This is a genomic window from Luteitalea pratensis, assembly GCF_001618865.1.
Lineage (GTDB): Bacteria > Acidobacteriota > Vicinamibacteria > Vicinamibacterales > Vicinamibacteraceae > Luteitalea > Luteitalea pratensis.
On the sequence record NZ_CP015136.1, the window covers coordinates 6,638,065 to 6,662,050 of the forward strand.

The 23,986-nt window shown below is 68.6% G+C and carries 19 protein-coding genes; 9 read left to right on the forward strand and 10 right to left on the reverse strand.

Features of this window, described 5'->3' with window-relative positions:
- Positions 1-21 precede the first annotated feature (21 nt).
- Positions 22-1,959 carry a winged helix-turn-helix domain-containing protein gene (locus LuPra_RS27920; RefSeq protein WP_110173807.1) on the forward strand — a complete coding sequence of 646 codons (1,938 nt, stop codon included), beginning with the start codon at positions 22-24 and terminating at the stop codon, positions 1,957-1,959.
- Between the two features lie 104 nt (positions 1,960-2,063).
- A complete protein-coding gene (locus tag LuPra_RS27925; protein WP_110173808.1) occupies positions 2,064-3,011 on the forward strand; it encodes a hypothetical protein in 948 nt (315 codons plus the stop codon).
- 23 nt (positions 3,012-3,034) lie between these two features.
- Here the strand turns inward: LuPra_RS27925 and LuPra_RS27930 are convergent, their stop codons facing one another.
- Complete coding sequence (locus LuPra_RS27930; protein WP_110173809.1) at positions 3,035-4,729, reverse strand: serine/threonine-protein kinase; 1,695 nt, start codon at positions 4,727-4,729, stop codon at positions 3,035-3,037.
- A 75-nt stretch (positions 4,730-4,804) separates the two neighbouring features.
- On the opposite strand from LuPra_RS27930, the gene LuPra_RS27935 reads away from it, so the two are divergent.
- Positions 4,805-6,631 (forward strand): M61 family metallopeptidase, encoded by a 1,827-nt coding sequence (locus tag LuPra_RS27935; RefSeq protein ID WP_110173810.1) that lies wholly within the window; start codon positions 4,805-4,807, stop codon positions 6,629-6,631.
- A gap of 87 nt (positions 6,632-6,718) precedes the next feature.
- Here the strand turns inward: LuPra_RS27935 and LuPra_RS27940 are convergent, their stop codons facing one another.
- A complete protein-coding gene (locus LuPra_RS27940) occupies positions 6,719-7,417 on the reverse strand; it encodes a CDP-alcohol phosphatidyltransferase family protein (RefSeq protein ID WP_110173811.1) in 699 nt (232 codons plus the stop codon).
- A 14-nt stretch (positions 7,418-7,431) separates the two neighbouring features.
- Positions 7,432-7,683 (reverse strand): hypothetical protein, encoded by a 252-nt coding sequence (locus LuPra_RS27945; protein WP_110173812.1) that lies wholly within the window; start codon positions 7,681-7,683, stop codon positions 7,432-7,434.
- A gap of 117 nt (positions 7,684-7,800) precedes the next feature.
- On the opposite strand from LuPra_RS27945, the gene LuPra_RS27950 reads away from it, so the two are divergent.
- The 4 genes from LuPra_RS27950 (at position 7,801) to LuPra_RS27965 (ending at position 14,384) form a co-directional block, all read left to right on the forward strand.
- The gene (locus LuPra_RS27950) at positions 7,801-12,483 is read left to right on the forward strand and encodes an Lhr family helicase (protein ID WP_234800587.1); all 4,683 of its coding nucleotides are present in this window, start codon (positions 7,801-7,803) and stop codon (positions 12,481-12,483) included.
- Positions 12,484-12,680: 197 nt separating this feature from the next.
- Entirely contained in the window at positions 12,681-13,670 is a 990-nt protein-coding gene (locus tag LuPra_RS27955; protein WP_157899779.1) for an Fpg/Nei family DNA glycosylase, read from the forward strand.
- 16 nt (positions 13,671-13,686) lie between these two features.
- Positions 13,687-13,932, forward strand: coding sequence for a type II toxin-antitoxin system Phd/YefM family antitoxin (locus LuPra_RS27960; protein ID WP_110173814.1), 246 nt, complete (start codon positions 13,687-13,689; stop codon positions 13,930-13,932).
- Entirely contained in the window at positions 13,929-14,384 is a 456-nt protein-coding gene (locus tag LuPra_RS27965) for a type II toxin-antitoxin system VapC family toxin (protein WP_110173815.1), read from the forward strand. The genes LuPra_RS27960 and LuPra_RS27965 overlap by 4 nt, the downstream gene beginning before the upstream one ends.
- Before the next feature lie 8 nt (positions 14,385-14,392).
- Here LuPra_RS27965 and LuPra_RS27970 read toward each other — a convergent pair whose 3' ends face one another.
- Both LuPra_RS27970 and LuPra_RS27975 read right to left on the reverse strand, forming a co-directional pair.
- Positions 14,393-15,541, reverse strand: a complete 1,149-nt coding sequence (locus tag LuPra_RS27970; protein WP_110173816.1) for a pyridoxal phosphate-dependent aminotransferase — start codon at positions 15,539-15,541, stop codon at positions 14,393-14,395.
- Positions 15,542-15,641: 100 nt separating this feature from the next.
- The gene (locus tag LuPra_RS27975; protein ID WP_157899780.1) at positions 15,642-16,076 is read right to left on the reverse strand and encodes an ABA4-like family protein; all 435 of its coding nucleotides are present in this window, start codon (positions 16,074-16,076) and stop codon (positions 15,642-15,644) included.
- A gap of 58 nt (positions 16,077-16,134) precedes the next feature.
- On the opposite strand from LuPra_RS27975, the gene LuPra_RS27980 reads away from it, so the two are divergent.
- A complete protein-coding gene (locus LuPra_RS27980; protein WP_110173818.1) occupies positions 16,135-17,250 on the forward strand; it encodes a bifunctional transcriptional activator/DNA repair enzyme AdaA in 1,116 nt (371 codons plus the stop codon).
- Between the two features lie 38 nt (positions 17,251-17,288).
- Here LuPra_RS27980 and LuPra_RS27985 read toward each other — a convergent pair whose 3' ends face one another.
- Complete coding sequence (locus LuPra_RS27985; protein WP_110173819.1) at positions 17,289-18,170, reverse strand: hypothetical protein; 882 nt, start codon at positions 18,168-18,170, stop codon at positions 17,289-17,291.
- A complete protein-coding gene (locus LuPra_RS27990) occupies positions 18,170-19,240 on the reverse strand; it encodes a RidA family protein (protein ID WP_110173820.1) in 1,071 nt (356 codons plus the stop codon). Before LuPra_RS27990 ends, LuPra_RS27985 begins: the two co-directional genes overlap by 1 nt.
- Before the next feature lie 39 nt (positions 19,241-19,279).
- On the opposite strand from LuPra_RS27990, the gene LuPra_RS27995 reads away from it, so the two are divergent.
- The gene (locus LuPra_RS27995) at positions 19,280-19,816 is read left to right on the forward strand and encodes a peptidylprolyl isomerase (RefSeq protein WP_110173821.1); all 537 of its coding nucleotides are present in this window, start codon (positions 19,280-19,282) and stop codon (positions 19,814-19,816) included.
- Positions 19,817-20,014: 198 nt separating this feature from the next.
- Here LuPra_RS27995 and LuPra_RS28000 read toward each other — a convergent pair whose 3' ends face one another.
- Genes LuPra_RS28000 through LuPra_RS28010 form a run of 3 tightly spaced genes read right to left on the reverse strand, consistent with a single transcriptional unit; the run spans position 20,015 to position 23,931 of the window.
- Positions 20,015-21,553, reverse strand: a complete 1,539-nt coding sequence (locus LuPra_RS28000) for a response regulator (RefSeq protein ID WP_110173822.1) — start codon at positions 21,551-21,553, stop codon at positions 20,015-20,017.
- Positions 21,554-21,562: 9 nt separating this feature from the next.
- A complete protein-coding gene (locus LuPra_RS28005; RefSeq protein WP_157899781.1) occupies positions 21,563-23,164 on the reverse strand; it encodes a hypothetical protein in 1,602 nt (533 codons plus the stop codon).
- On the reverse strand, positions 23,161-23,931 hold the full coding sequence (locus tag LuPra_RS28010) for an ABC transporter ATP-binding protein (RefSeq protein WP_110173824.1): 771 nt from the start codon (positions 23,929-23,931) through the stop codon (positions 23,161-23,163). The genes LuPra_RS28005 and LuPra_RS28010 overlap by 4 nt, the downstream gene beginning before the upstream one ends.
- Positions 23,932-23,986: the final 55 nt, after the last annotated feature.

Consider the following 23,986-nt stretch of genomic DNA (forward strand, 5'->3'; position numbering starts at 1 on the left):
GTTTCTGAAGGTGCCGAAGCGATGAGCGATCCGGCTCCGGCGGTCTATGGATTTGGCGAATGGCGCGTGGACCTGACGCGCCGTCTCGTCTTGCGTCACGACCAGCCCGTGCCGCTTCCCCCACGCGCGTTCGATACCCTGCTCTTCCTCCTGCAACATCGTGGACGGGTCGTGGGCAAGGACGAACTGTTGCAGGCGGTCTGGCCTGACACGTTCGTCGAGAACAACCTGAACCAGAGCATCTCGGCCCTGCGACGCGCATTCGGCGAGCGGCGTGGAGATCACAGGTTCATTGCGACCGTCGCCGGACGCGGCTACCAGTTCGTCGCGGAAACACACCTCGCACCGCCGGAGGCGACCGCGGTCGCGCCAGACCCTGTCGTTACCGGCATTGCCGAGCCCGCAACATCACCGGTTCGCACTGCCGTCGTGAGGGCCGGCACGGCGAATCGCCGGGGCATGTGGACGGCAGTGGCGCTCGTTGCCCTGAGCATCGTTGGGGGGCTCGGGCTCACGACGTGGTCCTGGTCGAAGCAGTCGCCCGGTATTCCGCGACGCATCGCCGTCCTGCCATTCAAGGCCCTTGTGCCCGATGCGGCCGACACCTCGCTCCAGTTCGGCATGGCGGAGGCGATCATCGGCAAGCTGGCGGCGCTCCGCGACCTCACGGTGCGCCCGATGAGCGCGGTGCGGCGATACGCCGCGGCCGATCAGGACCCGATCGATGCAGGGCGCGAGCTTGGCGTCGATGCGGTCCTCGACGGGCAGGTGCAGCGCTGGGGCGACCGCGTCCGCATTACCGCCCGGCTCGTGAGAGTCGCCGACGACCGCCAGCTGTGGGCCGGTCAGTTCGACGAGGCGTTCAACGACATCTTCGCGCTACAGACGTCCATCTCGGAGCAGGTGACCCGCAGTCTCGCACTCACCCTGACGCCAGGTGAGCGGACGAGACTTGCCCGGCGCCACACCGCCGACCCGGTCGCTTATCAGCTGTACATGAAGGCGCGCGTGTTCGCAGCACAGTCCAATCGAGATTCGATGCAACGGGCGATAGCGCTGCTGGAGGACGCGACCGCTCGCGATTCGGGGTACGCGCTCGCTCACGCTGCGTTGGCGGAGTGCTACAGCCGCCTGCCGGTGACGAGCGATGTGCCGCCCCTCGAGGCGTTCCCGCGCGCGAGGCAGGCCGCCACGCACGCCCTGCAGCTGGATGCGGAACTGGCCGACGCACACGTGACGCTGGGGTGGATCGCGCTGTGGCATGACTGGGACTGGGAGGCCTCCGAAGCGGCGTTCAAGCGCGCGCTCGCGCTCCAGGCCGACAATGCCTCCGCGCACATGGGCTATGGCCACCTGCTCTCGGACCTCGGGCGTAATGACGATGCGCGGCGTGAGGCGGATCTGGCCCTTGCAAGCGATCCCGTCTCAGCGCTGGCGATGACGCTCCAGGGGCATTTCCTGTACCAGTCGCGCCGCTACGAGGAGGAGGCGCAGGCGGTGCGCCAAGCGCTCGATCTGGCGCCGGACTTCTGGGTGGCGTGGGTGACCCTGGCCAAGATCGACATGACACGAGGCCGTCGAGATGCGGCGCTCGAACAGCTTGCCAGGGCGGTGGAGCTTTCTGGCGGGTCGTCCGAGCCGCTTTCGCTGATTGCGTATGCGCACGCGCTCGCCGGCAGACGCGCTGAGGCAAGGCGCGCGCTGCAGGAACTGGAAACACGCGCCCGGGAGCGGTACGTCCCCGCGTACTACGTCGCAGTGGTCCATCTCGGGCTCGGCGACACGCCTGCCACGATGCGCTGGCTGGAACGCGCATACACCGAGCGGGACGCGCACCTCGTGTTCCTCGCCGCCGATCCGAAATGGGACGTGCTGCGCCGCGACGCTGGATTCGCACGACTCTTGAAGCAGCTGCGGCTGCCGTTACTCGGTCCTGAGAACAGCGGGTCAACCCACTGACGCGTCAGGGCACCAGGAAGGCGAGCGATCGCGGCGTCCGAACGCCCAGCCGGCCTTCTCGAATCGCGATGCCCCGTCCTGCGCACAGTCGCTAAACTTCTGATGTGCCCCGCTGTCCAGCCCCCATCGCCCACGATGCGCTTCGTCGCTTTTCGCACCGACTCTGCATCGGTGCCATCCTGGCGATCGCGACGCCCGCGCACGCCCAGCAGGCACAGAACCCCTCGCCGATCTCGGACACCACGCGACCGCATCCCCGTGTCGCAGAGTCGCGCGCTGACGGCGAACGCACCACGCTCTCGCTTGGCGAACTCTTCGTGCCTGCCGCCGCCGCGGCGCGCAAGCGGGTGACGATGCCACTGGTGATGCACTTGCACGGCACGCCGTGGCTCATCGAGCGTCACATCGCCAAGGCAGTTCCACACGCTGCGCTGGTCACGGTAAATCTGGGCGCCGGGTCTGGCCGCTACGCTGCGCCGTTCGCGGATGCCGCGAAGTTCTCTGCCCTGCTCGACGAGGCCGCGGACGCCACCGCACGGATCACGGGCCGACGCCCAACGTGGTCGAGCGTGACCCTCACTTCGTGGAGCGCCGGCTACGGCGCGGTGCGGGCCATCCTCTCGACGCCGGACACCGCCGCGCGCGTGAATACCGTGATCCTGCTGGATAGCCTGCATGCGTCGTATGTGATCGGGGGCGACCCGTCAGCAGCGCGCTCGAAGGATCCGGCGGTGAACGTCTCGGACCTCGACGCCTTCACACGCCTGGCGGCCGATGCCGCGGCTGGCCGCAAGCGGTTCTGGATCACGCACTCGGAGGTCTATCCTGGCACCTATGCCAGCACGACGGACACGGCCAACGCGCTGCTCGCGTCGCTTGGCCTCTCGCGGCAGCCCGTGCTGAAACACGGGCCGCTCGGCATGCAGCAACTGAGCGAGGCGCGTCGCGAAGGCTTCCAGCTCCTCGGCTTCGCTGGCAACTCCGCTGCGGATCACGTGGATCACCTGTACGCGCTGGGGGATTGGCTGCGTGCGTGGAAGGTCGTGCAATGAGCAGCCGGTCGGACGAGGCGTGCCTACAACATCAGCGCGAGCGATCGCGCGTCGGCGGGACGTTCGCCCGGCATGGGCGACAGCGTCTTCATGATCGCGTCGCTGAAGGCCTGTGGGACGTCCTGCCGGATGCGGGACAGGGGTTCGGGTGGCTGCCGAAGCATGGCGCCCATCAACTGCGGCAGGGTCGGCTCGAGGAACGGCGGCGACCCCGTTGCCATCATGTAGGCCAGCGCGCCGATGGTGAAGAGGTCGCTGGCGATCGTGGGCGCTTCGCCCATCAGGATCTCCGGCGCGACAAACGGCAACTCCGACTCGCCCAGGTCCGTGCCGCGGAGCACGCCGACGCTGACCGTGCCGAGGAGTTCCCCGACCTGGCTCACGCCGCCCGACGACACCAGCAGGCGCTCCTCGTCGTCCTCCCTGGTCAGGCGCGTCGTGAGGGGCGTGATGCCGCAGATGAAGGCGCCCCGGCGGTGCAACGCGGCGACGCCATCGACCAGTTGCGACGTGAACCGCTCGAGGACCGGCCACGGCAGTGGGCCGTCGTCGGCCAGGCGCTGTGCCAGGCTCTTGCCGAGCACGAGATCGGTCACGACATACACGTAATCGGACTCTTCCCCGAAATCGCGCACGTGCATCACGTTGGGATGGACGACCTGCATCGCGCGAGCCTCGCGGATGAAACGATCGCGGGCCGCGTCCCAATCGGCGACGTCCGCGCGGTGCAGGACACGAATGGCGACTGCCGTTCCGAGCGCCTTGTGCGTGCCCAGGTAGATTTGGCTCCCGAGCCGTCCCTTGCTGATCGGCGCCCCGAGTTGGTAGCCACGCACCGTCGGCGGCGGCGCATCGAGGACGGCAATCGGCGTCGCGCCGGCCACCGCGGACTCGCGCAGCGCCCGTGATAGCGCGTCCATCGACTGCGGCCGCTGTGCCGGATCCTTCGCGAGGCCACGCAGGATGACCGCCTCCAGTGCCTCCGGCATCGACGGCGCCAGGTCGCGAGGCGGCGGCGGCTCCTTCATCAGGTGCTTCGTGATCACGACGAACGGGTCCTCGTGGTCGAACGGCGGCCGCCCGGTGAGCAGTTCGTACAGCATCGCGGAAAAGCTGTAGATGTCGGAGCGGGCATCGACCGGCTCGCCGCGCAACTGCTCGGGTGAGGCATAGGCCACCGTCCCGAGGAATTGCCGATCCAGCGTCAGCTTCAGCGCGCCGGCGATCTCGCGGACGTTCACCAGTCCGAAGTCGACCACCTTGTACACGTATCGGCCGGGCATGTACTCGTGGCTGACGACGTTGGCGGGTTTCAGGTCGCGATGGACGACGCCGGCGTCATGGGCCAGTTGGAGGGCGCTGCAGAGGGACCCGGCAATGTCGAGCACTTCCTGGACCGGCAGCTGGCGATCCACGGCCACGCGCTGCAGCAGGCTGGGCCCGTTCAGGTACTCCATGACGAGGAACGGGTGACCCTCGGCATCGATGTCGTAGTCGAGGACGCCGACGATGTGCGGGTGCCGGAGCTGCGCCGCGGCGCGGCTCTCGCGCAGGAAGCGTTCGCGGAGTGATGCGTCGTCCGGGGTGCTCAGGACCTTGACCGCGACGTCGTCGCCGAGGAGGATCCGGCGGGCGCGGTAGACGGCGCCCATGCCGCCGCGGGCGAGTAGCTCGAGAATCTCGTAGCGACCGTCGAGCACATCGCCTGGCGTGAGCACGCGGATGGAATCTCCTATGATTTCAATAGCGGCCTGTCCACGCCGGGCAACGCCGGTAAATGGTACCAGAGCCCAATGCTGCGTCTTGTCCTGCTCCTGCTGGCGTCGATCGCCTGCCTGCCCATGACCACTGAAGCCCAGACTGCCGGCGCCGCCACGGGCGCGCGACCGGGCGCCGCCGATCCGATCACGTACACGCTGCGCTTCCCCGATGCGCCGCGGCACTACGTCGACGTGGAGGCCTCGTTCCCTGCCGCCGGCCAGAAGCGCATCGAGTTGATGATGGCCGTATGGACGCCGGGGTCATACCTCGTGCGCGAGTACGCGCGACACGTCGAAGGACTCGAGGTCGTGCGGCCATCAGGGGTGGCTGCGCCGATCAAGACCCGCAAGAATCGCTGGGCCATCGACACTGGTGGCGCGTCGCGGGTGGTGGTGCGCTACCGGGTCTACGGCCGTGAGATGACGGTCAGGACGAACTGGATCGAGTCGCGGTTCGCACTGCTGCAGGGACCTGCCACCTACCTCACGCTCGTCGGCGGACTCCACCGCCCGCACCAGGTCACGTTGGACCTGCCAGCCGCCTGGACGCGCGCGATGTCCGGGTTGCCCGAGATGGACGGACGGCCGCACACGTTCGAGGCGGCCGACTACGACACGCTGGTGGATGGCCCGATCGTCGCCGGCGATCTCGAGGTCTACGAGTTCACCCGCAGCGGCAAGCCGCACTACCTGGTGAACGCCAATGAGGGCGGCAGCTGGGATGGCGCGCGCGCGATCGGAGACGTCGATCGGATCGTTGCCGAACACGAGAAGCTGTGGGGCTCGCTGCCATACGACAAGTACGTGTTCGTCAACATGATCACGGAGGCGAGTGGCGGCCTCGAGCACCGCAACTCCAGTGTGCTGATGACATCGCGCTGGGCGATGGGCACCCGGCAGGCCTACGTGGGCTGGCTGAACCTGGTCAGCCACGAGTTCTTCCACGTCTGGAACGTGAAGCGACTGCGGCCGGCAGCACTCGGCCCGTTCGACTACGAGAACGAGAACTACACGCCAAGCCTGTGGGTCTCGGAGGGCTTCACGTCCTATTACGGCGACCTGCTCGTGCGGCGCGCAGGCCTCTCGAGTGATGCGGAGTTCTTCGGGGCCCTGTCGTCGGACATCCGGGGCCTGGAGACCACGCCGGGACGCCTCGTGCAGCCGGTCACGCAGTCTTCGTACGACGCCTGGATCAAGCAGTACCGCCCCGATGAGAACTCTGCCAACACGTCGGTCAGCTATTACGCGAAGGGGCAGGTGATCGCCGTCCTGCTGGACGCTCGCATCCGGCTGGCCACCAACGGGCAGAGGTCCCTGGACGACGTGATGCGCCTGGCCTTCGCACGGTACGCGGGGACGAAGGGCTTTACCGAAGCCGCGTTCCGCAGCGTGATCACGGAGGTGGGCGGCAGCGAACTCGCGGACGTTCTGGCCCGCGCCCTCGACACCACACAACCGCTCGAATACCAGCCCTTGCTCGACGCCTACGGCCTGCAGTTCGTGCCGGCCGAAAGCCTCGCGACCCGGGGATGGCTTGGCATCACCACCCGCAACGACGGCGGCCGGCTGGTCGTGACGCAGGTGCGGCGCGACGGTCCTGGCGCCGCCGCGGGCGTCAACGTGGACGACGAGATCCTCGCCATCGGCGACTACCGTGTCCGCGCGGATCAGTGGGATCGGCGGCTCGATCAGTACCCGCCGACGACGCAGGCGATGCTGCTGGTGGCAAGGCGCGACGAGTTGATGCGACTGGAGGTCACCTTCGGCCAGGAGCCCGGCAACGCCTGGCGGCTCGCACCGCGGGTGGCGCCGTCGACGGCGCAACTCGCGACGCGGGCGGCGTGGCTCGGGGGGACGTAGAGCGGTCTCAGGTCTCAGGTCTCAGGTCTCAGGCCTGACTTGAGACCTGAGACTTGAGACCCGCCACGCAAGGCCGACCAGCCCGTTTCACTCCGCTGTCGGCCGCAGATTGAGCCAGGCCGAGAGCGCGAAGTAATAGATTGGATAGATCGGGCTGGTCCAGAGGAGCCAGGCAGGCACGGTCGGCAGCCACCAGATCATCAACAGCATCTGGATCCCCCAGATCGCTCCGAGCGCGATCGTGGTCCGCATGAGGGTCGCCGTGCGCGACGGATAGACGTACTTGATCGGCACGAACACCAGGACGGCGAGGGCGATCAGCACCACGGTGGTCGTGGCCTGCGAGAGCCGCCAGGCCAGGCAATACACCGCGACCAGGTTCCAGTAGGACGGCCATCCCGTGAAGAAATGGTCGGTCGTCTTGGCGTGGAGGTTGGAGAAGCCGAGGCCGCTCGCGATGAGGACGGCGCCAACGGCAACCAGGCCGGGCACCCCACCGAGCAGCTGCTGGTCCCACAGGATGGCCAGCGGTACGAACACATACGTCAGGAAGTCGACGATGTCGTCGAGGCGGGCGCCGTCGATCCACGAGGCGTAGCGACGTACGTCAACGGCGCGCGCCGCGAAGCCGTCGGTGGCATCGACAAAGACGGCAAGGCTCAGCCAGAAAAGGGCCGTGCGCGGGTCGTGATCCCACGTACTCCGCAACGCAAGCCATCCGAGGACGGCGCCCGACGCCGTGTAGGCGTGGACCGCAACGGCGGCTGCGCTACGGGCAAGGGACATGGTCCCTCCTTGGTCTAGACCGCCGCCATGCGCCGATCGAGTTCAGCCACGGCCGCCTCGATCTGCTGCTTGCGGATCGGGTGGGTGGTGTTGTCGAGTTGGCGGGTCAGCTCGGCCCGGGCGAGGCGGAGCGACTCGCGGGCACGCAGCTTTTCGGGGTCCACGCCGGCGGCCAGGCCGCGGCGTCGTTTCTCATGCTCGCGCGCGTCGAGCTGTTCCTGCAGTCGGGCTTCAGCGTCGACGAGCCCTTCACCAGCATCACTCATTCAGGTCTGTCCTCCTGTCCGGCCTCATGGCCGGTGGTCAACGTGAGAGCATAGCGAAAAAAGGGACCAAAAGGGCGAAAAGTGAGAAAAGCTCAAAAAGGACGGGGAGGAGCCGGCGTGGCGATCGTGCGAGACGCGCCCGTCCTGGACCTTTTCCACCCTGTGGTTGCTCGCTGGTTCAGAGATGCGTTCAGCGCGCCGACGGCTCCCCAGGCACAGGGCTGGCCGGTCATCGCGGGTGGATCCAGCACATTGCTGCTGGCGCCGACGGGCAGCGGCAAGACGCTGACCGGGTTCCTCTGGTGCGTCAACCGCTTGATGTTCGAGCCGGCGCCCGACGAGATGGAGCGGTGCCGCGTCCTCTACATTTCGCCGCTGAAGGCGCTGGCCGTCGATGTCGAGCGCAACCTGCGCGCGCCACTCGCGGGCATCAGCCGTCTCGCTCGAGAGGAGGGCGTCTCGCACCACCTGCCACAGGTGGCCATCAGGACGGGCGACACGCCTGCGGCCGAACGCGCCCGCTTCACGCGGCACCCGGCCGACATCCTGATCACCACCCCCGAGTCGCTGTACCTGTTGCTGACGTCGAATGCGCGCGAAGCGCTGCGCCACATCCACACGGTCATCATCGACGAGATCCACGCGATGGTGGCGACCAAGCGCGGCGCCCATCTCGCCCTGTCGCTGGAGCGACTGGAGACGATTGCCCGCGTGCCCATCCAGCGCATCGGGCTCTCGGCGACGCAACGTCCACTCGATGAGGTCGCCCGGTTCCTTGCGGGCGCTGAGCCCGCGCCCGCGCGTAGCCTGCAGGCTGCAGGCTGCGGCCTGCCCGAGGGCGACATCCACGAGCAGTTCGCGGCCACCACCGACGACCCGTCATATCGCCCCGTGGCGATCGTCGATGCGGGACGCACGCGACAGCTGTCGCTGCGGATCGAAGTGCCGGTCGAGGACATGGCGCGGCTGACACAGGTCGAAGCGATCACGAGTGGTCCCGCGGCGGCCGGTCCGCAGGCGCCGTCGATCTGGGCGGCGATCCACCCGCGGTTGCTCGAGGTGGTGCTCGCCCACACGTCCACGCTGCTGTTCGTGAACAGCCGGCGCCTCGCCGAACGACTCGCCGCTGCCATCAACGAGCTCGCCGACGAGACGCTCGTGCGTGCGCATCACGGCTCGCTGGCGCGCGAGCAGCGCGTCGAGATCGAGGACGCGCTGAAGGCCGGACGCTTGCGCGGGCTGGCCTGCACGTCCTCCCTGGAACTCGGCATCGACATGGGCGCCGTCGATCTCGTGGTGCAGATCGAGGCTCCGCCGTCGGTGGCGAGCGGGCTGCAGAGAATCGGCCGTGCAGGACACCAGGTGGATGCCACCAGTACCGGCCTCATCTTCCCGAAGTACCGCGGCGACCTGCTGGCCTGCGCGGCAGCCGTGCGGGCGATGCGCGAGGGGCGCGTCGAGGCCACGCACATGCCGCGTAATCCACTCGACGTGCTCGCCCAGCAGATCGTCGCGATGGTCGCGATGGACGACTGGGCGGTGGACGACCTGTTCGCGCGGGTACGCCAGGCCGCGCCGTTCGCGTCGCTCGCACGCCCAATCTTCGACGGCGTGCTGGACATGCTGTCGGGGCGATATCCGTCGGATGAATTCGCCGAGCTCCGGCCGCGTCTCACGTGGGATCGCGTCGCGCATCGCGTCACGACGCGCGAAGGCGCCAAGCGAGTGGCCATCGCGAACGCGGGCACGATTCCCGACCGTGGTCTTTATGGGGTGTTCCTGGCTGGCGCGCCCGCGGGCACGGCGCGCGTCGGCGAACTCGACGAGGAGATGGTGTTCGAGAGCCGCGTCGGCGAGACGTTCCTGCTCGGCGCCTCCTCCTGGCGCATCGAGGACATCTCGCACGATCGCGTGACCGTATCGCCGGCGCCCGGCCAGCCCGGCAAGATGCCGTTCTGGAAGGGCGATGGCCCCGGACGGCCGCTGGAGTTCGGTCGAGAAATCGGCGCGCTCGTCCGGCAATTGCGGCGTGACTCGCCCGACCAGGCACGTGTCAGGCTCGAACGGGAACACGACCTCGACGCGCTGGCTGCGACCAATCTCGTGCAATACCTCGCCGAGCAGATCGAGGCCACCGGCGCCGTACCTGACGACCGCACGATCGTCATCGAACGGGTGCGCGACGAACTCGGCGACTGGAGGTTGTGCCTGTTGTCCCCGCTCGGCGCCCAGGTACTCGCGCCGTGGGCCATGGCGGTGTCGTCGCGCCTGCGCGACCAGTTCGGCCTCGACGTCGAGACGATGTGGGCCGATGACGGATTCGTCGTCCGCTTCCCGGAAACGGACGAACCGCCGGACCCGCAGTGGCTCGTGCCCGATGCCGACGAGGTCGAGGCGCTGGTGATTCGCCAGCTTGGCGCAACATCGCTGTTTGCCGCGCGGTTCCGCGAATGCGCGGGGCGAGCCCTCCTGCTGCCGCGGCGGCGGCCGGGGCGACGGGCGCCACTGTGGCAGCAGCGCAAGCGGGCCCAGGACCTGCTCGGCGTCGCGGCGAAGTACGGCTCGTTCCCGATCCTGCTCGAGACGTATCGCGAGTGCCTGCGCGACGTGTTCGACATCCCCGCGCTCGCGGAGACACTGCGTGCGGTGCAGTCACGCCAGGTGCGTGTGGTGCCGGTGGACACGCCGACGCCGTCACCCTTCGCGGCCTCGCTGCTGTTCGGGTATGTGGCCAATTACCTGTACGACGGCGACGCGCCTCTCGCCGAGCGGCGGGCACAGGCGCTGACCATCGACCAGGCACAACTGCAGGCGCTGCTGGGGTCGGCCGAGCTGCGAGACCTTCTCGACGCCGACGCGCTGGACACGCTCGAAGCGCAGCTGCAATGCCTGCCCGCAGAGTACCGTGCGCGCACCCTGGACGGCGTGCACGACCTGCTGCTCCGCATTGGCGACCTCTCGACCACGCAACTGCGCGAACGCGTGGCTGCCGACGTCCCGCCGGACGCAGGGGACCGGTTGGTCCGCGCTCGTCGGGCAGTCTGGCTCGGCGTGGCCGGCGAGCAGCGCCTCGTGGCAACCGAGGATGCGGCGCGGTATCGTGACGCGCTCGGTGTGCCGCTGCCCCAGGGACTCCCTGACGCCCTGCTGGTCGCACAGCCGCACGCGTTGCGCGATCTCGTCTCCCGCTACGCTCGCACGCACGGGCCGTTCACGACCGAGGAGGTCGCCGCACGGTACGGCCTCGGGCGTTCGACGGCCGATCTCGCCCTCAAGGCGCTGCAGTCCGAGGGACGCCTGCTCGAGGGCGAGTTCCGTCCAGGCGGGCAGCAACAGGAGTGGTGCGACAGCTCGGTGCTGACGGCGATCCGGCGGCGGTCGCTCGCGAAACTGCGGCACGACGTCGAGCCCGTCGAGTTGCCGGTGCTGGGCCGGCTGCTGACGCAATGGCAGGGCGTGACCCGCCCACGCCGTGGCCTCGACGCGCTGCTCGACGTCGTCGAGACACTGCAGGGCCTGCCCCTTGCGGCGTCGATTCTCGAGCGGGAGATCCTCCCCGCACGGCTTGAACGGTACCAGCCCTCCGACCTGGATACGCTGATCTCCGCCGGTGAGGTCGTGTGGGCGGGCGTCGAGCCGCTCGGCGAGCGCGACGGACGCATCGCGCTCTTCCTCACCGACCACGTGGGGTCGCTGTGGCGTGGCGTGCTCCAGCCGCCCTCGCTGGAGGACCTGTCCGCACGCGAGCAGGCGATACTCGGTGCGCTCGACGCGCGCGGCGCGCTGTTCTTCGCCACGCTGCAGGAGGCGGCCGGCGGCGGCTTCCCGCAGGACACCGTCGATGCCATCTGGAGCCTGGTCTGGCGCGGCCTGATCACCAACGACACACTGCAGCCGCTGCGTGCGCAGGTGGGCAGTGTCGGACGCGAGAAGCGCAGCCGGACGGCGAGCCGGCCCTTCCGGTCGCGGCGCGTGGCTCCGGCGGCGGCCGAGGGCAGATGGACCCGACTGGCGCCCACGGTCGCGGCGAACGCGACCGGCTGGAGCGCGGCGATGGGTCAGCAATTGCTGACGCGCTACGGCGTGGTCACTCGCGAAGTAGCCGGGGCCGAGGGATTACCCGGCGGCTTCACGGCCATCCACGACGTGTTCCGGACCCTCGAGGAGAGCGGTCGCATCCGTCGCGGCTACTTCGTGAGCGGCGTCGGCGCCATGCAGTTTGCGGCGCCGGCCGCGGTGGACCTGCTGCGCGCGCTGCGGACGCCGCCGGAAGCGCCCGAAGTGGCGGTGCTTGCCGCTACCGACCCGGCCAATCCGTACGGCGCCCTCGTGAAGTGGCCGGAGTCGCCCGATGGCGCACCGGGTCGTGGGCCCACGCGCAGCGTCGGCGCCCGCGTCGTGCTCGTCGATGGCCATCTCACGGCCTGGATCGCGCGAGGCATGCGGGCCCTGCTGGTCTGGCTACCCGAGCACGATCCGGAACGCGCTCGTCACGCCGAGGCTTTGGCCCGCGCGCTGCCGCTGACTGGCACCGATCGCGAGCACCGTGCCGCGTCGATTCTCCTCACGGAGGTGAATGGCAGCCCCTCGCTCGACGCGCCGATCCGCCCATTCCTGGAGGCCGCCGGCTTCGTGGCCACCTCGCAAGGCCTGCAACTGCGCGACGTGACCGGCACCTCCCCCGCGATGCCGCGCCTTCGTCGCCCCGACCACTGGGGCCCGGACACCGCCGTGAACGACGTCCCCGAGGTGCCCGATGAGGCAATCGCCCCGATCAGTTGGCCTCGCCGGCAGCGGTGAGATCAGGTCTCAGGTCTCAGGGCTCAGGGCTCAAGCGGCTCTTGCCTGAGACTTGAGACCTGAGACTTGAGACCTGAGTTGGGGCTTAGGGCTTACCGGGCAAGGCTCAAGGTAGGCGGCAAGCGGTAAGCCGTAAGCTGTAGGCCGTAGGCGGGAACGGTCGTTAGGCGTTAGGCGTTAGGCGTTAGGCGTTAATGATGCCTGAAGGCGACACGATATTCCGCGCGGCGCGTACGCTGCACCGCGCCCTGGCCGGTCAGGTGGTGACGCGCTTCGAGACGCAGTACGCGCAGATCGCACGGGTGCATGACGACGCACCGATTACCGGTCGGATCGTCGAGAAGGTGGAGTCGCGGGGCAAGCACCTGCTCATCTACTTTACGGGTACCGGGTACCGGGTACCGGGTACCGGGTGCCGGCTACTGGATGAGGGGGGCCATGAACCGGGAATCGGCAGCCGCGAATCCGGAGTGGTGACACCTGCAACGACCGCGGGCACGCGACGGGGCGAGGTCGAAGGCCCCCTGGTGCTGCGGACACACATGTTGATGTCGGGGTCGTGGCACATCTACCGTGCGGGTGAGGCCTGGCACCGTTCGCCGTCGGCGGCGCGGGTGGTGGTCGGGACGGCGGCGTTCGTGGCCGTCGGCTTCGCGGTGCCCGTCGCGGAGTTCGTGCCGGCGAGCGCTCTCGAGCAAGACGAGACCATCGGCAGGCTCGGGCCGGACCTGCTGTCGCCGGACTTCGATGCTGGCGAGGCGATGGCCCGGTTGGCGGCAAGCGGGCGGCCGACCGTCGCCGAGGCACTCCTCGAGCAACGATCCGTGGCCGGCATCGGCAATGTGTTCAAGAGCGAGTTGCTGTTCCTGGCGCGCCTCTGGCCGTTCGTGCCGCCTGCCGAGGTCACCGAGGCGCAATGGGCCCGCATGATGCGCGACGCCCATGTGCTGCTGAAGGCCAACGTGATCGATCCCGCCGAGGCCGGCGTGCTCACATGGCGAGGGGCGCGCCGCACCACGGGACGATCGAATCCGACGCAACGCTTGTACGTGTATGGCAGGCACGGTCGCCCATGTCGCCGCTGCGGTACTGCAATCCTCGTGCGCCACCACGGCGAACACAACCGCTCGACGTACTGGTGCCCTGCGTGCCAGGCGGCGCCGCTGAACGGTCAGCCCGGACCGTGAACCGCGGGAACCTTGCATGTTTGTGCTACTTGTGACACATGCGGGCGTGCGAGAAGCCCGGCAGGATCTGACGAGCCTGCTGGAGGATGTCGGCAAGGGCCGCGAAGTGACGATCACGGATCGTGGACGACCCGTGGCGCGGCTGGTGCCGGTCTCCGTGCGACAGCCCTTCCCTGACCTGGCCAGGGTGCGGACGGCGACTCGCGGCCGCCAGGTGTGTCTGGCCGATGCAGTACTCGGGGACCGTGAGGACCGGGTGTGAGCGTGCCCGTGCCGGTGGATTCGTGGGTGTGGCCCGTCTATCTCGACACCAGTGCCTTCGTGAAGCTGTTGGTCGACGAGACTGAGAGCGACGCGTTGAACGCCGAACTCTCGGCCGTCGGCGAAGTGGTGCTGTCGGACCTCGCGATGACCGAGCTCGCCTCGGCCCTGGCCAGGCGGGCACGCGAGAGCCTGCTCGCCAGCGCGGAGGCCAAGCGGCTGTACGGCCATGCGGAGCGCGTGGTTTCGTCCTGCCGCGTCGTCGAATGCACGCCGCCCGTGCAACGGCGTGCCGCACGCCTGCTCCTCACATCCAGGCACGTCTCACTGCGGACGCTGGACGCCATCCATCTCGCGCTGGCCATCGAGGCCGATGTGTCCACGCTGGTGACCTACGACCCCCGCCTGCGTGAGGCCGCCGCGGCGCAGGGGCTGTTCACCGCACCTGCGTGACCTGAGGTTCAGGATCGAAGGACCTGGTGGAAGACGTCGATGGCGCGGGTCATCTCGTCCGGAGTGCCGAACGAGATGCGGGCCTGCGTCGCGAGTGGCGGAAACGGTCGCCCGACGAGCACGCCGTGCGCTCGACATGCGACGCCGAAGTCGCGGACATCGCGTCGCACGTCCACCATCACGAAGTTGGCTTGCGATGGCACTGGCGGATAGCCGAGGTCGGTCATTGCCTTCGTGAGGCGCGTCCGTGCCTCGCGGTTCAACACCTGCTGCCGCCGGAAGTACTCGATGTTGTCGAGCGAGGCCATCGCCGCGGCCGCCGACGCACAGGCCACCACCCCGCCGCCCGCGCAGAGACGAAGGCGATCGAGCGTTTCGGGGTGCGCCACGGCGTATCCGATGCGCATGCCCGCGAGGCCGTGAATCTTCGAGAACGTCCTGACCACGACGAGGTTGCGGCGCTCGGTGGCAAGCATCGCTACCGACCCGTATGACGGATCGTCTGCGCAGTCGAAGTAGGCCTCGTCGATCATCACGACAGTCTCGGGCGACATCGCCGCGAGCTTGTCGATGAACTCGACGATCGCGGTCTTCGCGTGGAAGGTGCCCGTCGGGTTGTCGGGGTTGCACACGTAGACGAGGCCGGCCCCCTTGCCCTGCTCCGCCATGCGGTCGAGATCGTTGGACAGCGCGGCGGTCAGCGGCACGAGCCGCAAGGGCAGTCGGAGCGATTCCGCCACGCGCACGGGTGTCTCGAAGGTCGGCGTCGCGGCGACCAGCGGCTTGTCCGCCGTGACATACGCGAGGACGGCCGCACGAAGCAGGTCGCCCGATCCCGCCGACACCAGCAGCGAACCGCCCGAAACGCTCAGCATGGACGCGAGGCGTCCGGTCAGCAGTTGCGGCAGACGTGTGTACCGATTGCCGTCGTCGTGGAGCGCACGCTCGACCGCCGTCACCACGTGCGGCCCCGGACCGTACGGGTTTTCGTTGCTGCCAAGCCGGACCATGCCGGGCGGAATCTCGGGGCGATCCTGTCCTGCCGCGTGCGCGGCCACGAGATCCTCGAAGCCGCGCGCCGCCAGCATCGTTCCCGTCACGGTGCCGGCGGTGGCCTGTCCGATCCGCCGTACGAATCCTCGTCGCGTGAGTGCCATCGTTCCCCCGCTGTCCTAGACGCGCGCCGTGGTTGCACCGCCTCGTGCCGACGCCGGCACGCACGCAAAGATGACGAGCGCGGCGTGCCCCTCACGGGCGTCACCCAGGATCGCTCGCGACATTCGCGCCTCCGATCACGCTCCGCGCGCCAAGGTACATCAGCAGGCCGACCGGGCCGATCAGCAGCGTCAGCACGAGAATCGGGGACACCCCCCACGCCGAGTAGCTGCGGCTGCGGCTGTCCAGGTAGATCCAGCGCCCGACGAACAGGTCGAACGCCACGAGGTGCGCCCACGCCAGCGTCGTCCCCGTCGGCGTGCCGAGCAGCGACATGATCCGGGCCTGCACCGGGTTGATCACCTCGGGGAGGACCATGGTCGCGACCGGCACCAGCGTGACCAGGTACAGGAGCGCGGGCGGCGCGACGACCCAGGGCGACGCCATGATTCGTCGTGTCATGCCCCAGGTCGGTACGAGCACCATCAATATCCAGAACGGAAGGACCAGCAGGTTGCTGAGCTCGAACACCGTCATGCGTCCGCCTTGCGAAACCGGATAGTGCCTCCGATGAGGGGCTAGTATCCTCCGATTCATGGTCACCACGGCCCCTGCCCCTGCCAGTCCTCGAGACGACGCCGCGTGGAACGCCGTGCAGAATCGCGATGCGTCCCTCGCGGGCCGCTTCGTGTTCGGCGTCACCACCACCGGCATCTACTGCCGGCCCGGATGCCCGTCTCCGCGACCCCGTCGCGACAACGTCCGGTTCTTCGCGACGACGGCCGCGGCGCGGACAGCGGGCTTTCGGGCGTGCCGACGCTGTCATCCTGACGACGTGAATGACGCCTCGCGGAACGCCACGGGCAACGAAGCCACGGCGCGCCTGCGCGACACGGACCTGCGACTGCTCGTGAGCCACATCGACGCGGCGCTGGCCGACGGTGGACGTCCGTCCGTGGCCTCGCTGGCCGCCGCGGTTGGCCTCGCTCCTGTCGTCTTTCGGCAGCGCCTCGAGGCGACCCTCGGGATCGGGCCGCGAGCCCTGCTGTCGGGCCGGCAACTCGCCAGGCTGCGTGAGCGACTGCTGGCCGGAGACGACGTCACCGATGCGCTCTACTCTGCCGGCTACGGTTCCTCCTCGCGACTCTACGAGCGCGCCCAGGAAGGACTTGGCATGACCCCGGGCGCCTACCGCAGGGGCGGTGCCGGCGTCGCCATCGGCTGGACGACGGCGCCGAGCCCGCTCGGACTGCTGCTCGTGGCGACGACCATCCACGGCGTGTGCGCGGTCTACCTCGGCGACTCCGAGGCCACCCTCCGCGACGCACTCGAGGCCGAATTCCCGCGCGCCACGATCACGCGCGGCGTGAACCGCAACGAGTGGGTCGCGGCGGCTGTGGCCGTCGCCAGTGGACAGGCACTTGAAGACGTACCGCTCGACCTGCAGGGCACGGCGTTCCAGCAGCGCGTCTGGCTGGCGTTGCGGGCCATCCCCCGTGGCGAGACCCGCACCTATGCGCAACTGGCGGCGATGATCGGGCAGCCGACGGCCGTGCGCGCGGCCGCACGCGCGTGCGCCACCAACAAGGTCTCCCTGTTGGTGCCCTGCCATCGTGTCGTCGGCAGCGATGCGTCATTGACAGGTTACCGGTGGGGCGTCGAGCGGAAGCGGCGCCTCCTGGACCTCGAGCGCGGCCAAAACAGGCTGTAGCCTGCAGCCTGCAGGCTACGGACGGAGGCTGCAGGCCTCTACCTGATGAGCGCCCTTGCCTCGGCGTCGGCCGACGCCCAGAGTGCCCTCGCCTGCGCGAGCGTCTCCTCGGCCTCGCGTGCGAAGCCGAGCCGGCGATAGGCATCGGCAAGGCCGATTCGGCTCTGAACGCGGCGGGGCCATTCGACGAGCAGGACGCGGTAGCGTTCGCTGGCGGCGGCGTACCTGTCGGTGACTCGCAGCAGGTCGGCTTCGAGTTCCCCGGCGAGGACGACCGGCGCGCGCAGCTCGCCGCCGGCCAGCAGGCGCATCTCGAGATCGTGGGCCGCCTCGAGCAACAACTGCATCTCGTCACGTTCGTACTGGGCGCCGGCGATGGCGCCCTGGACCAGCAGGCGAGCCAGTTCCGCTTCGCTACGCGGACCCATGCTCCGCGCCAGCCGCTCGAGTCGCACGAGTTCGGCTCGGGCGCGCTGTTGCAGGGCAGGGTCCTGCCGGGCCCACGATGCGCGCGCCGCCGCCACGCCTCGGACGAGCGGCCCGGCCCACGGCAGCACGTCCTCCTGCGGAATCACCGCGTCGATCAATGCTGTCCATTGGCCGACATCCACGTGTCGGGTCGCTTCGAGCCGCACGACCAGCGCCTGCCAGGCACGGCGGTCGGTGTCTCGCAAGAGCGCGCCCGCCTGCCGCGCCCGCGCCAGCCGTTCCGCCGCGTCGCGCCAGCGACCTCCGTCGAGGTCTCCTCGCACGCAGCGGACCAGGGTCAATCGGGCGGTGGCAAGGACAGCCTCGGGCGTGATCTGCGGCTCGGCCGAGGGCGCCGCGCACGCGGCGGCCACGACGGATGGCTGCCAGGTCGAACCGGGTGCGAACGCGAGACCGGCCACGACCAGGCTGCGGAGGACCTGACTGGCCATCAGCTGACGGCGGTCGCCGAGATCTGCACGCGCGCGTCGTGCGGCAGGAGTCCGCAGATGAGCGTCGTGCCCGCGGGCAACGGTTGCAGCATGCTTTCCCGGATGGCTCGGCGTGCCGTCGCCGCATGCGCCGCGTCGCTCACCTGCAACGTGATGTCGGCGACGTCGGCCCATGCGAGACCGGCTTGCCGCAGCGAGTTGAGAAGCCGGCCGGTTGCCGTACGGGCGTGCGCATCGATGGCGGCCGGGGCGTAGTCGCCGTCGGTCGCGGACAAGAAGAGGTGGGACCCGCCACGCATCAACGGGGATGCGATCGCATCGTCGGGGATCGCCGCGTCGGGAAACCCGAGGGCACGCTTACCGGCCATGGCCACGAACGTCATCTCGACGAGGTACGCCGGATTCATGAGGGCCGCGACCACGATCGATCGGGCCGGCCGCGGCGGTGGCATGTGCCGCCGGTAGTACTCTTCGGCCGCCGGCGCGTGCGCAGGGTCGGTCAGGTAGACGCGCGCCGAGACGACGTCGGCCAGCGAGAGGCCGGCGGCACCGAGGACGTCCGTGGCGTTACAGAAGATCGACGCGATCTGCGTCTCGAGATCGCCGGTGACCACGGCATTGGTGCGTCCGTCGCGAGGCACGAGTCCCGCCAGGAAGACCAGATCGCCCGAACGGGCGGCATAGCTGTAGGGGTTCGGCGACACCGGCCAGCCGGCTGGGTGCAGCACCTCGCGCGGTGCACCAGCCGCCGCTGCGACAGCGCTCATCTGGACCAGCGCGCCCGACGACTCGGGCGGCGCGACGACTGTCGTGCGAACGGGCGGAGCGGACGGAAAAAACCGCGCATACGCCGCATTCATGGCGGCAAAGTCCGCGGCATGGCGGACCTGCACGTGGATCGAGAGCGCACGCGTCAGCGAACTGCCGTACTCCAGCAGCGTGAGATCGAGCCGGCGAAGGACGTCGGTGACCTGCCCTGGCACGGGCTCGGCAAGCGCCGCCTGGCCCGCCGAGACGCCCGATACGTATACCAGACCTCCGGCCGTCGTCGCGGGCGCAAAGGCGTCCATGGCGGCGATTATGACCCGGCAGGGTGGTAAGGTTGGGCCATGACCTTACCAGCGGGGCTCTACGCCCACTTCAATACCAGTGAGGGCGCCTTCGTCGCCAGGCTGTTCGAGGAAGAGGCGCCCAAGACGGTAGCGACCTTCGCGGGCCTCGCCGACGGCAGTATCGAATGGCAGGATCCGGTCTCTCGGCAGACCATCCATCGGCCGTTCTACGACGGGTTGATTTTCCACCGTGTGATCGACGGCTTCGTCATCCAGGGCGGCTGCCCGATGGGCAACGGCATGGGCGGCCCCGGCTTCAAGTTCGAGGACGAGTTCCACCCGTCCCGCCGCCACAGCAAGGCAGGCATCCTGTCGATGGCCAACGCCGGCCCCGGGACCAACGGCAGCCAGTTCTTCGTCACCCTCGGGCCGACGCCGCACCTCGACGACCGGCACTCGGTCTTCGGTGAGGTCGTATCCGGGATGGACGTCGTCTCGCGCATCGGCCATGTCCCCACCGGCCGAGGTGATCGTCCGGTGAAGGACGTCGTCATTCAATCGCTCAAGATCGAGCGGGTCCCCGCCACAACCTAGGCGGGCAGGCACGTTGCCCTGCATCAGTAATGCTCGAATGCTGGAATGCTGCAATGCTGCAATGTCGAGAGCGTCACGGTTTTCGACATTCCGGCATTCCCGGCATTCCGGCATTGGTCAATGGCTGCAATGTCGAGAGCGTGATGGCTTTCGACATTCCGGCATTCCCGGCATTCCGGCATTTCTCAATGCACCACCTCAGCCCAACACTTCCTTCACCCTGGCGACCAGGCGATCCGGGGCGAAGGGTTTCTGCAGGAACGGGCGGCCCGTATCGATGATGTCGCGCTGCACGACGGCATGGTCGGCGTAGCCGGACATGAACAGCACGCGCAGATGCGGCCGCTCGGCCATTACCCGCTGCGCCAGTTCCAACCCGTTCAATCCCGGCATCACCACGTCGGTCAGCAGCAGGTCGATCACCCCGCCGTGCTGTGACGTGAGCAGCAGCGCCTCCTCGGCGTCCTGCGCCGAGAGCACGACCATCGCCTCCGATTCGAGCACGCGGCGCACGAGTCGCAGCACGGACGCCTCGTCTTCCACCACCAGCACTACCGCGGGGCCGACACGCTCGCGTACCGCCGGAGTCACCGACACCAGCGAGGTCGGACCCTCGCTCACCGCGTCGGTGTACGCCGGCAGGATGATGTCCACACGCGCGCCTGCACCAGGCACACTCTCCAATGTGACAGCGCCGCCGGTCTGTCGCACGATGCCGTACACGGTCGGCAGGCCGAGTCCCTGCGCGAGCGGCCTGGTCGTGAAGAACGGATCGAATGCGCTCGCGCGCGTCGCGTCATCCATGCCCGTGCCGGTATCCCACACGGTCACCGTCACCACCGGACCGCTGCGCATGTCGAGCGTGCGGGCCCGGTCGATGTCCAAGTGCCCTTGACGGACGTCGACGCCAAGCGTCCCACCGTCTGGCATGGCGTCGCGGGCGTTGGCCGCGAGGCTGAAGATCGCCTGCTCGATCTGGCCCGGGTCGGCAAACACCTCCAACGGCTCGTCGGGAACGCTGATGTCGACTTTCACCTGTTCGCCCATCAGCCGCGACAGCATCTTCGGCATCTCGCCGATCATCAGGCCGACGTCGACGACCTCGGGCTGCATGATCTGGCGGCGGCTGAAGGCCAGCAACTGCCGCGTGAGCGATGACGCACGAATCGCCGCGTTGCGAATCTCGTGAAGGTCGAAGCGTCGGGGGTCGCCGTGGTCGAACTGCGTGTCGAGCAGGTCGCAGTAGCCGACGACGGCCGTCAGCAGGTTGTTGAAGTCGTGCGCGATCCCGCCTGCCAGCCGCCCGACGGTGTTCAGGCGCTGCGCCTGTCGCACCGACTCCTCCAGCTTGCGCTGGTGAGTCGCGTCCCTGAACCGCCACAGGTGCGCGAGCACGTTGCCGCCGATCGCGATCGGCGAGTGATCCCACTCGAGCGTGCGACCGTCGGTGGTGGCCAGCGTCTCGTGCGAACTCGCGACGCGGGTCGTGCGTCGCGCAGTGACGCGCGCCGACAGTGCCTCGGGATCTTCGAATGCCGACAACACCGGCGCCCACGCCGTGGCGCCCGGTCCTTCCAGCAGCGGCGAGAGGCGTCCGGCCGCGCCGAACAACGCCAGCCAGGCCTCGTTGACCACGGCCAGGGTGCCGTCAGCCGTCTCGAGACATGCCGCTTCCTGCAGGTGCTCGATGACCGGGATGAACGGCGCGAGAGAGGACGAAGGTGAACCGATCCACATGACGTTTTTTCAGCTCGTGCACGCCCATTGCCGCGACAGACGCTCGACGCGGGTGAGCAGGGTTTCGTGCAGCAGGACGTTGACGATGAGGAGCACGGTTACGCCGAGGAAGATGCGTCCCGTCGTGGCGTACAGGTACGGTCGCCAGAGCGGAATCGTCGTGATGATCGCCATCGTCGGCACCATCAGCGCGAGCAGCGCCAGTGAACGGGTGCCCTGGCGCGTCGGCTGCGAGAACGGCAGCGACGGATTGACGAGAAGATCGGCGGTCAGCAGCGCATGCGAGAGCAGGCCGATGACCAGGCCGAGCGTCAGCAACTCGAGCGGCGGGCGGGGATACAGCCACCCGAGCAGCGTCATCACCAGAAGGAGATACGGGACCAGGAAGTGTGAGACGACCGTGTTCTTCAGCCCGATGACGATCTCGTCGAAGGGCATCGGCGCTGCATGGAAGACCCACGATGCGCGCCACGACTCGCTGTAGACGAGGAACTGCCGCAGCATCACCGGGAAGAAGAGGACCGCGTAGTAGACCAGCAGTGGTTCACGCCGCATGACCTCCGGCCCGCCCTCATCGTTGAATCCCGCGAGCAGGTAGATGACGGTCAGGGGCAGGATCCCGAGGACACCGAGCCTGAACTTCTGATCGGTCCGGAACTGTGCACCCGCGAGCAGGCCGACCGCATGATGCGCCGGACCGAAGACCGGGTGCGGCACTGGTCGATGGCTCGTCGTGTCGCCAGGGCGGTCGACGAACATCGTCGACATGCGCTCGGCATAGGCGAGCGACAAACGACTGCGCACGAGCAGTCCGGTGACGACAAGCAGGAGCAGGGGCACGGCGGCCGCGATCCAGTCGGTGGCCGTGGCGCGCCGTTCGGCGATCTCGATCCACGCCGCGAACCAGGCCGCGGGGTTGACGTAGATCGCGGCGGCCTTCTCCAGGCGCACGGCGTCGATGGCGCGGGTGGTCCGCGAGAGCAGGAAGAACCCGCCGATGAAGACGAACGACAGCAGGAACTGCACGTAGCCGAGCGCGCGATGCAGCCGCCCGGCCGGGATCAATTGGACCAGGCCTAGGAACACGAGGATCACGACCAGTGGAACGAGCACGGCGCTCAGCGCCGCCGCCGCGACGCTGGCGATGGCCCCCGCGAGCGAGCCGCCCCCGTCCCTGAACAGGTACGCCACCGCCGGAAGCAGCGCGAAGGGTGCCGTCAGCAGCAGCGCAAAGCCGACCACCGAGGTCAGCCGCGCCACGAAGAAGGTGCGGCTGTCGATGGGACGCGGGGCGAGTTGCACATGGTCCTCCGGCGAGAGGACAACAGACGTGAAGTCGACGAGCAGCGCCAGGCCGAGTGTCACCAGCAACAGCGTGAAGTAGATCGTGCTCGAGGCGAACACGTTGGGCAGCACCGCGATGATGGCCGCGCAGAAGGCCCCGTACAGCAGCTGCGAGACCAGCGCCCCACCCAGGCTGCCGGCGGCCGCCCTCGCAATCCCGATGCCCGACCCCTTCATCTGGCGGAAGTCGGTGATGAACGAGGCCCAGACGAGCGCGCGCCATTGCACCGGGTCGACTCCCAGCAGGCGCGCGAGGACGACCGTCACGCTCGCCACTCCAGCGACGACAACACGCCGGCCGTGGCGTCCTGGACGCTGCGGGCGCCGGTGAGCACGGCGAAAGCCTGCTCCAGCGTCGGCCGATGCGTGCGCTGCGCGATGGCGTCGGGCGTGCCTTCGGCGATCGCCCTCCCCTTGTCGACGATGACGATGCGCGGGCACAGCCGCTCGACGACGTCGAGCAGGTGGGAGCAGAAGAGGATGGTGCGCCCCTGCGCCGCGAGGCCGCGAAGCAGTTCCTTGAACACCAGCATCGCGTTCGCGTCGAGGCCGTTGAGCGGTTCGTCGAAGATGATGACGTCGGGCGCGTGCAGCAACGCGGCCGCAATCAGCACCTTCTGTCGCATCCCCTTCGAAAACGTCACCATGCGTGCGCTGCGCACACTGTCGAGCTCGAACATGCGCAGCATTTCCTCGATCCGCGGCTGTACGACCCCGGGATCGAGGCGATAGAGCATCGAGATGAAGCGGAAGTACTCGTCGGGCGTGAGCGCGTCATACAGCGCCCCGGTTTCGGGCACGTAGCCGACGCGCCGCTTGACGTCGAGCGGATGCGACGCGATGTCGAAACCCGCCACCTCGACGTGGCCGCGCTGCAACGGCAGGAGCCCGGTCAAGATCTTGACCGTGGTGGACTTGCCGGCTCCATTCGGCCCCAGCAGACCGAGCACTTCCCCAACGCCCGCCTCGAACGAGAGCCCCTGGACCGCCGGCGTCTCGCCATAGGCGTGGTGGAGGTCGACGACACGGATCACTCTGAGAGTGTACCCGCCAAGGTGTATCGGGGCCGTACGCGTTCGGCTCCCTCGC

Bases quoted from the DNA above. Each gene is read 5' to 3' on its own strand.
- LuPra_RS27920 (WP_110173807.1), top strand. From the start codon at position 22: ATGAGCGATCCGGCTCCGGCGGTCTATGGATTTGGCGAATGGCGCGTG.
- LuPra_RS27935 (WP_110173810.1), top strand. From the start codon at position 4,805: ATGCTGCGTCTTGTCCTGCTCCTGCTGGCGTCGATCGCCTGCCTGCCC.
- LuPra_RS27940 (WP_110173811.1), bottom strand. From the start codon at position 7,417: ATGTCCCTTGCCCGTAGCGCAGCCGCCGTTGCGGTCCACGCCTACACG.
- LuPra_RS27945 (WP_110173812.1), bottom strand. From the start codon at position 7,683: ATGAGTGATGCTGGTGAAGGGCTCGTCGACGCTGAAGCCCGACTGCAG.
- LuPra_RS27955 (WP_157899779.1), top strand. From the start codon at position 12,681: ATGCCTGAAGGCGACACGATATTCCGCGCGGCGCGTACGCTGCACCGC.
- LuPra_RS27960 (WP_110173814.1), top strand. From the start codon at position 13,687: ATGTTTGTGCTACTTGTGACACATGCGGGCGTGCGAGAAGCCCGGCAG.
- LuPra_RS27970 (WP_110173816.1), bottom strand. From the start codon at position 15,541: ATGGCACTCACGCGACGAGGATTCGTACGGCGGATCGGACAGGCCACC.
- LuPra_RS27975 (WP_157899780.1), bottom strand. From the start codon at position 16,076: ATGACGGTGTTCGAGCTCAGCAACCTGCTGGTCCTTCCGTTCTGGATA.
- LuPra_RS27980 (WP_110173818.1), top strand. From the start codon at position 16,135: ATGGTCACCACGGCCCCTGCCCCTGCCAGTCCTCGAGACGACGCCGCG.
- LuPra_RS27985 (WP_110173819.1), bottom strand. From the start codon at position 18,170: ATGGCCAGTCAGGTCCTCCGCAGCCTGGTCGTGGCCGGTCTCGCGTTC.
- LuPra_RS27990 (WP_110173820.1), bottom strand. From the start codon at position 19,240: ATGGACGCCTTTGCGCCCGCGACGACGGCCGGAGGTCTGGTATACGTA.
- LuPra_RS27995 (WP_110173821.1), top strand. From the start codon at position 19,280: ATGACCTTACCAGCGGGGCTCTACGCCCACTTCAATACCAGTGAGGGC.
- LuPra_RS28000 (WP_110173822.1), bottom strand. From the start codon at position 21,553: ATGTGGATCGGTTCACCTTCGTCCTCTCTCGCGCCGTTCATCCCGGTC.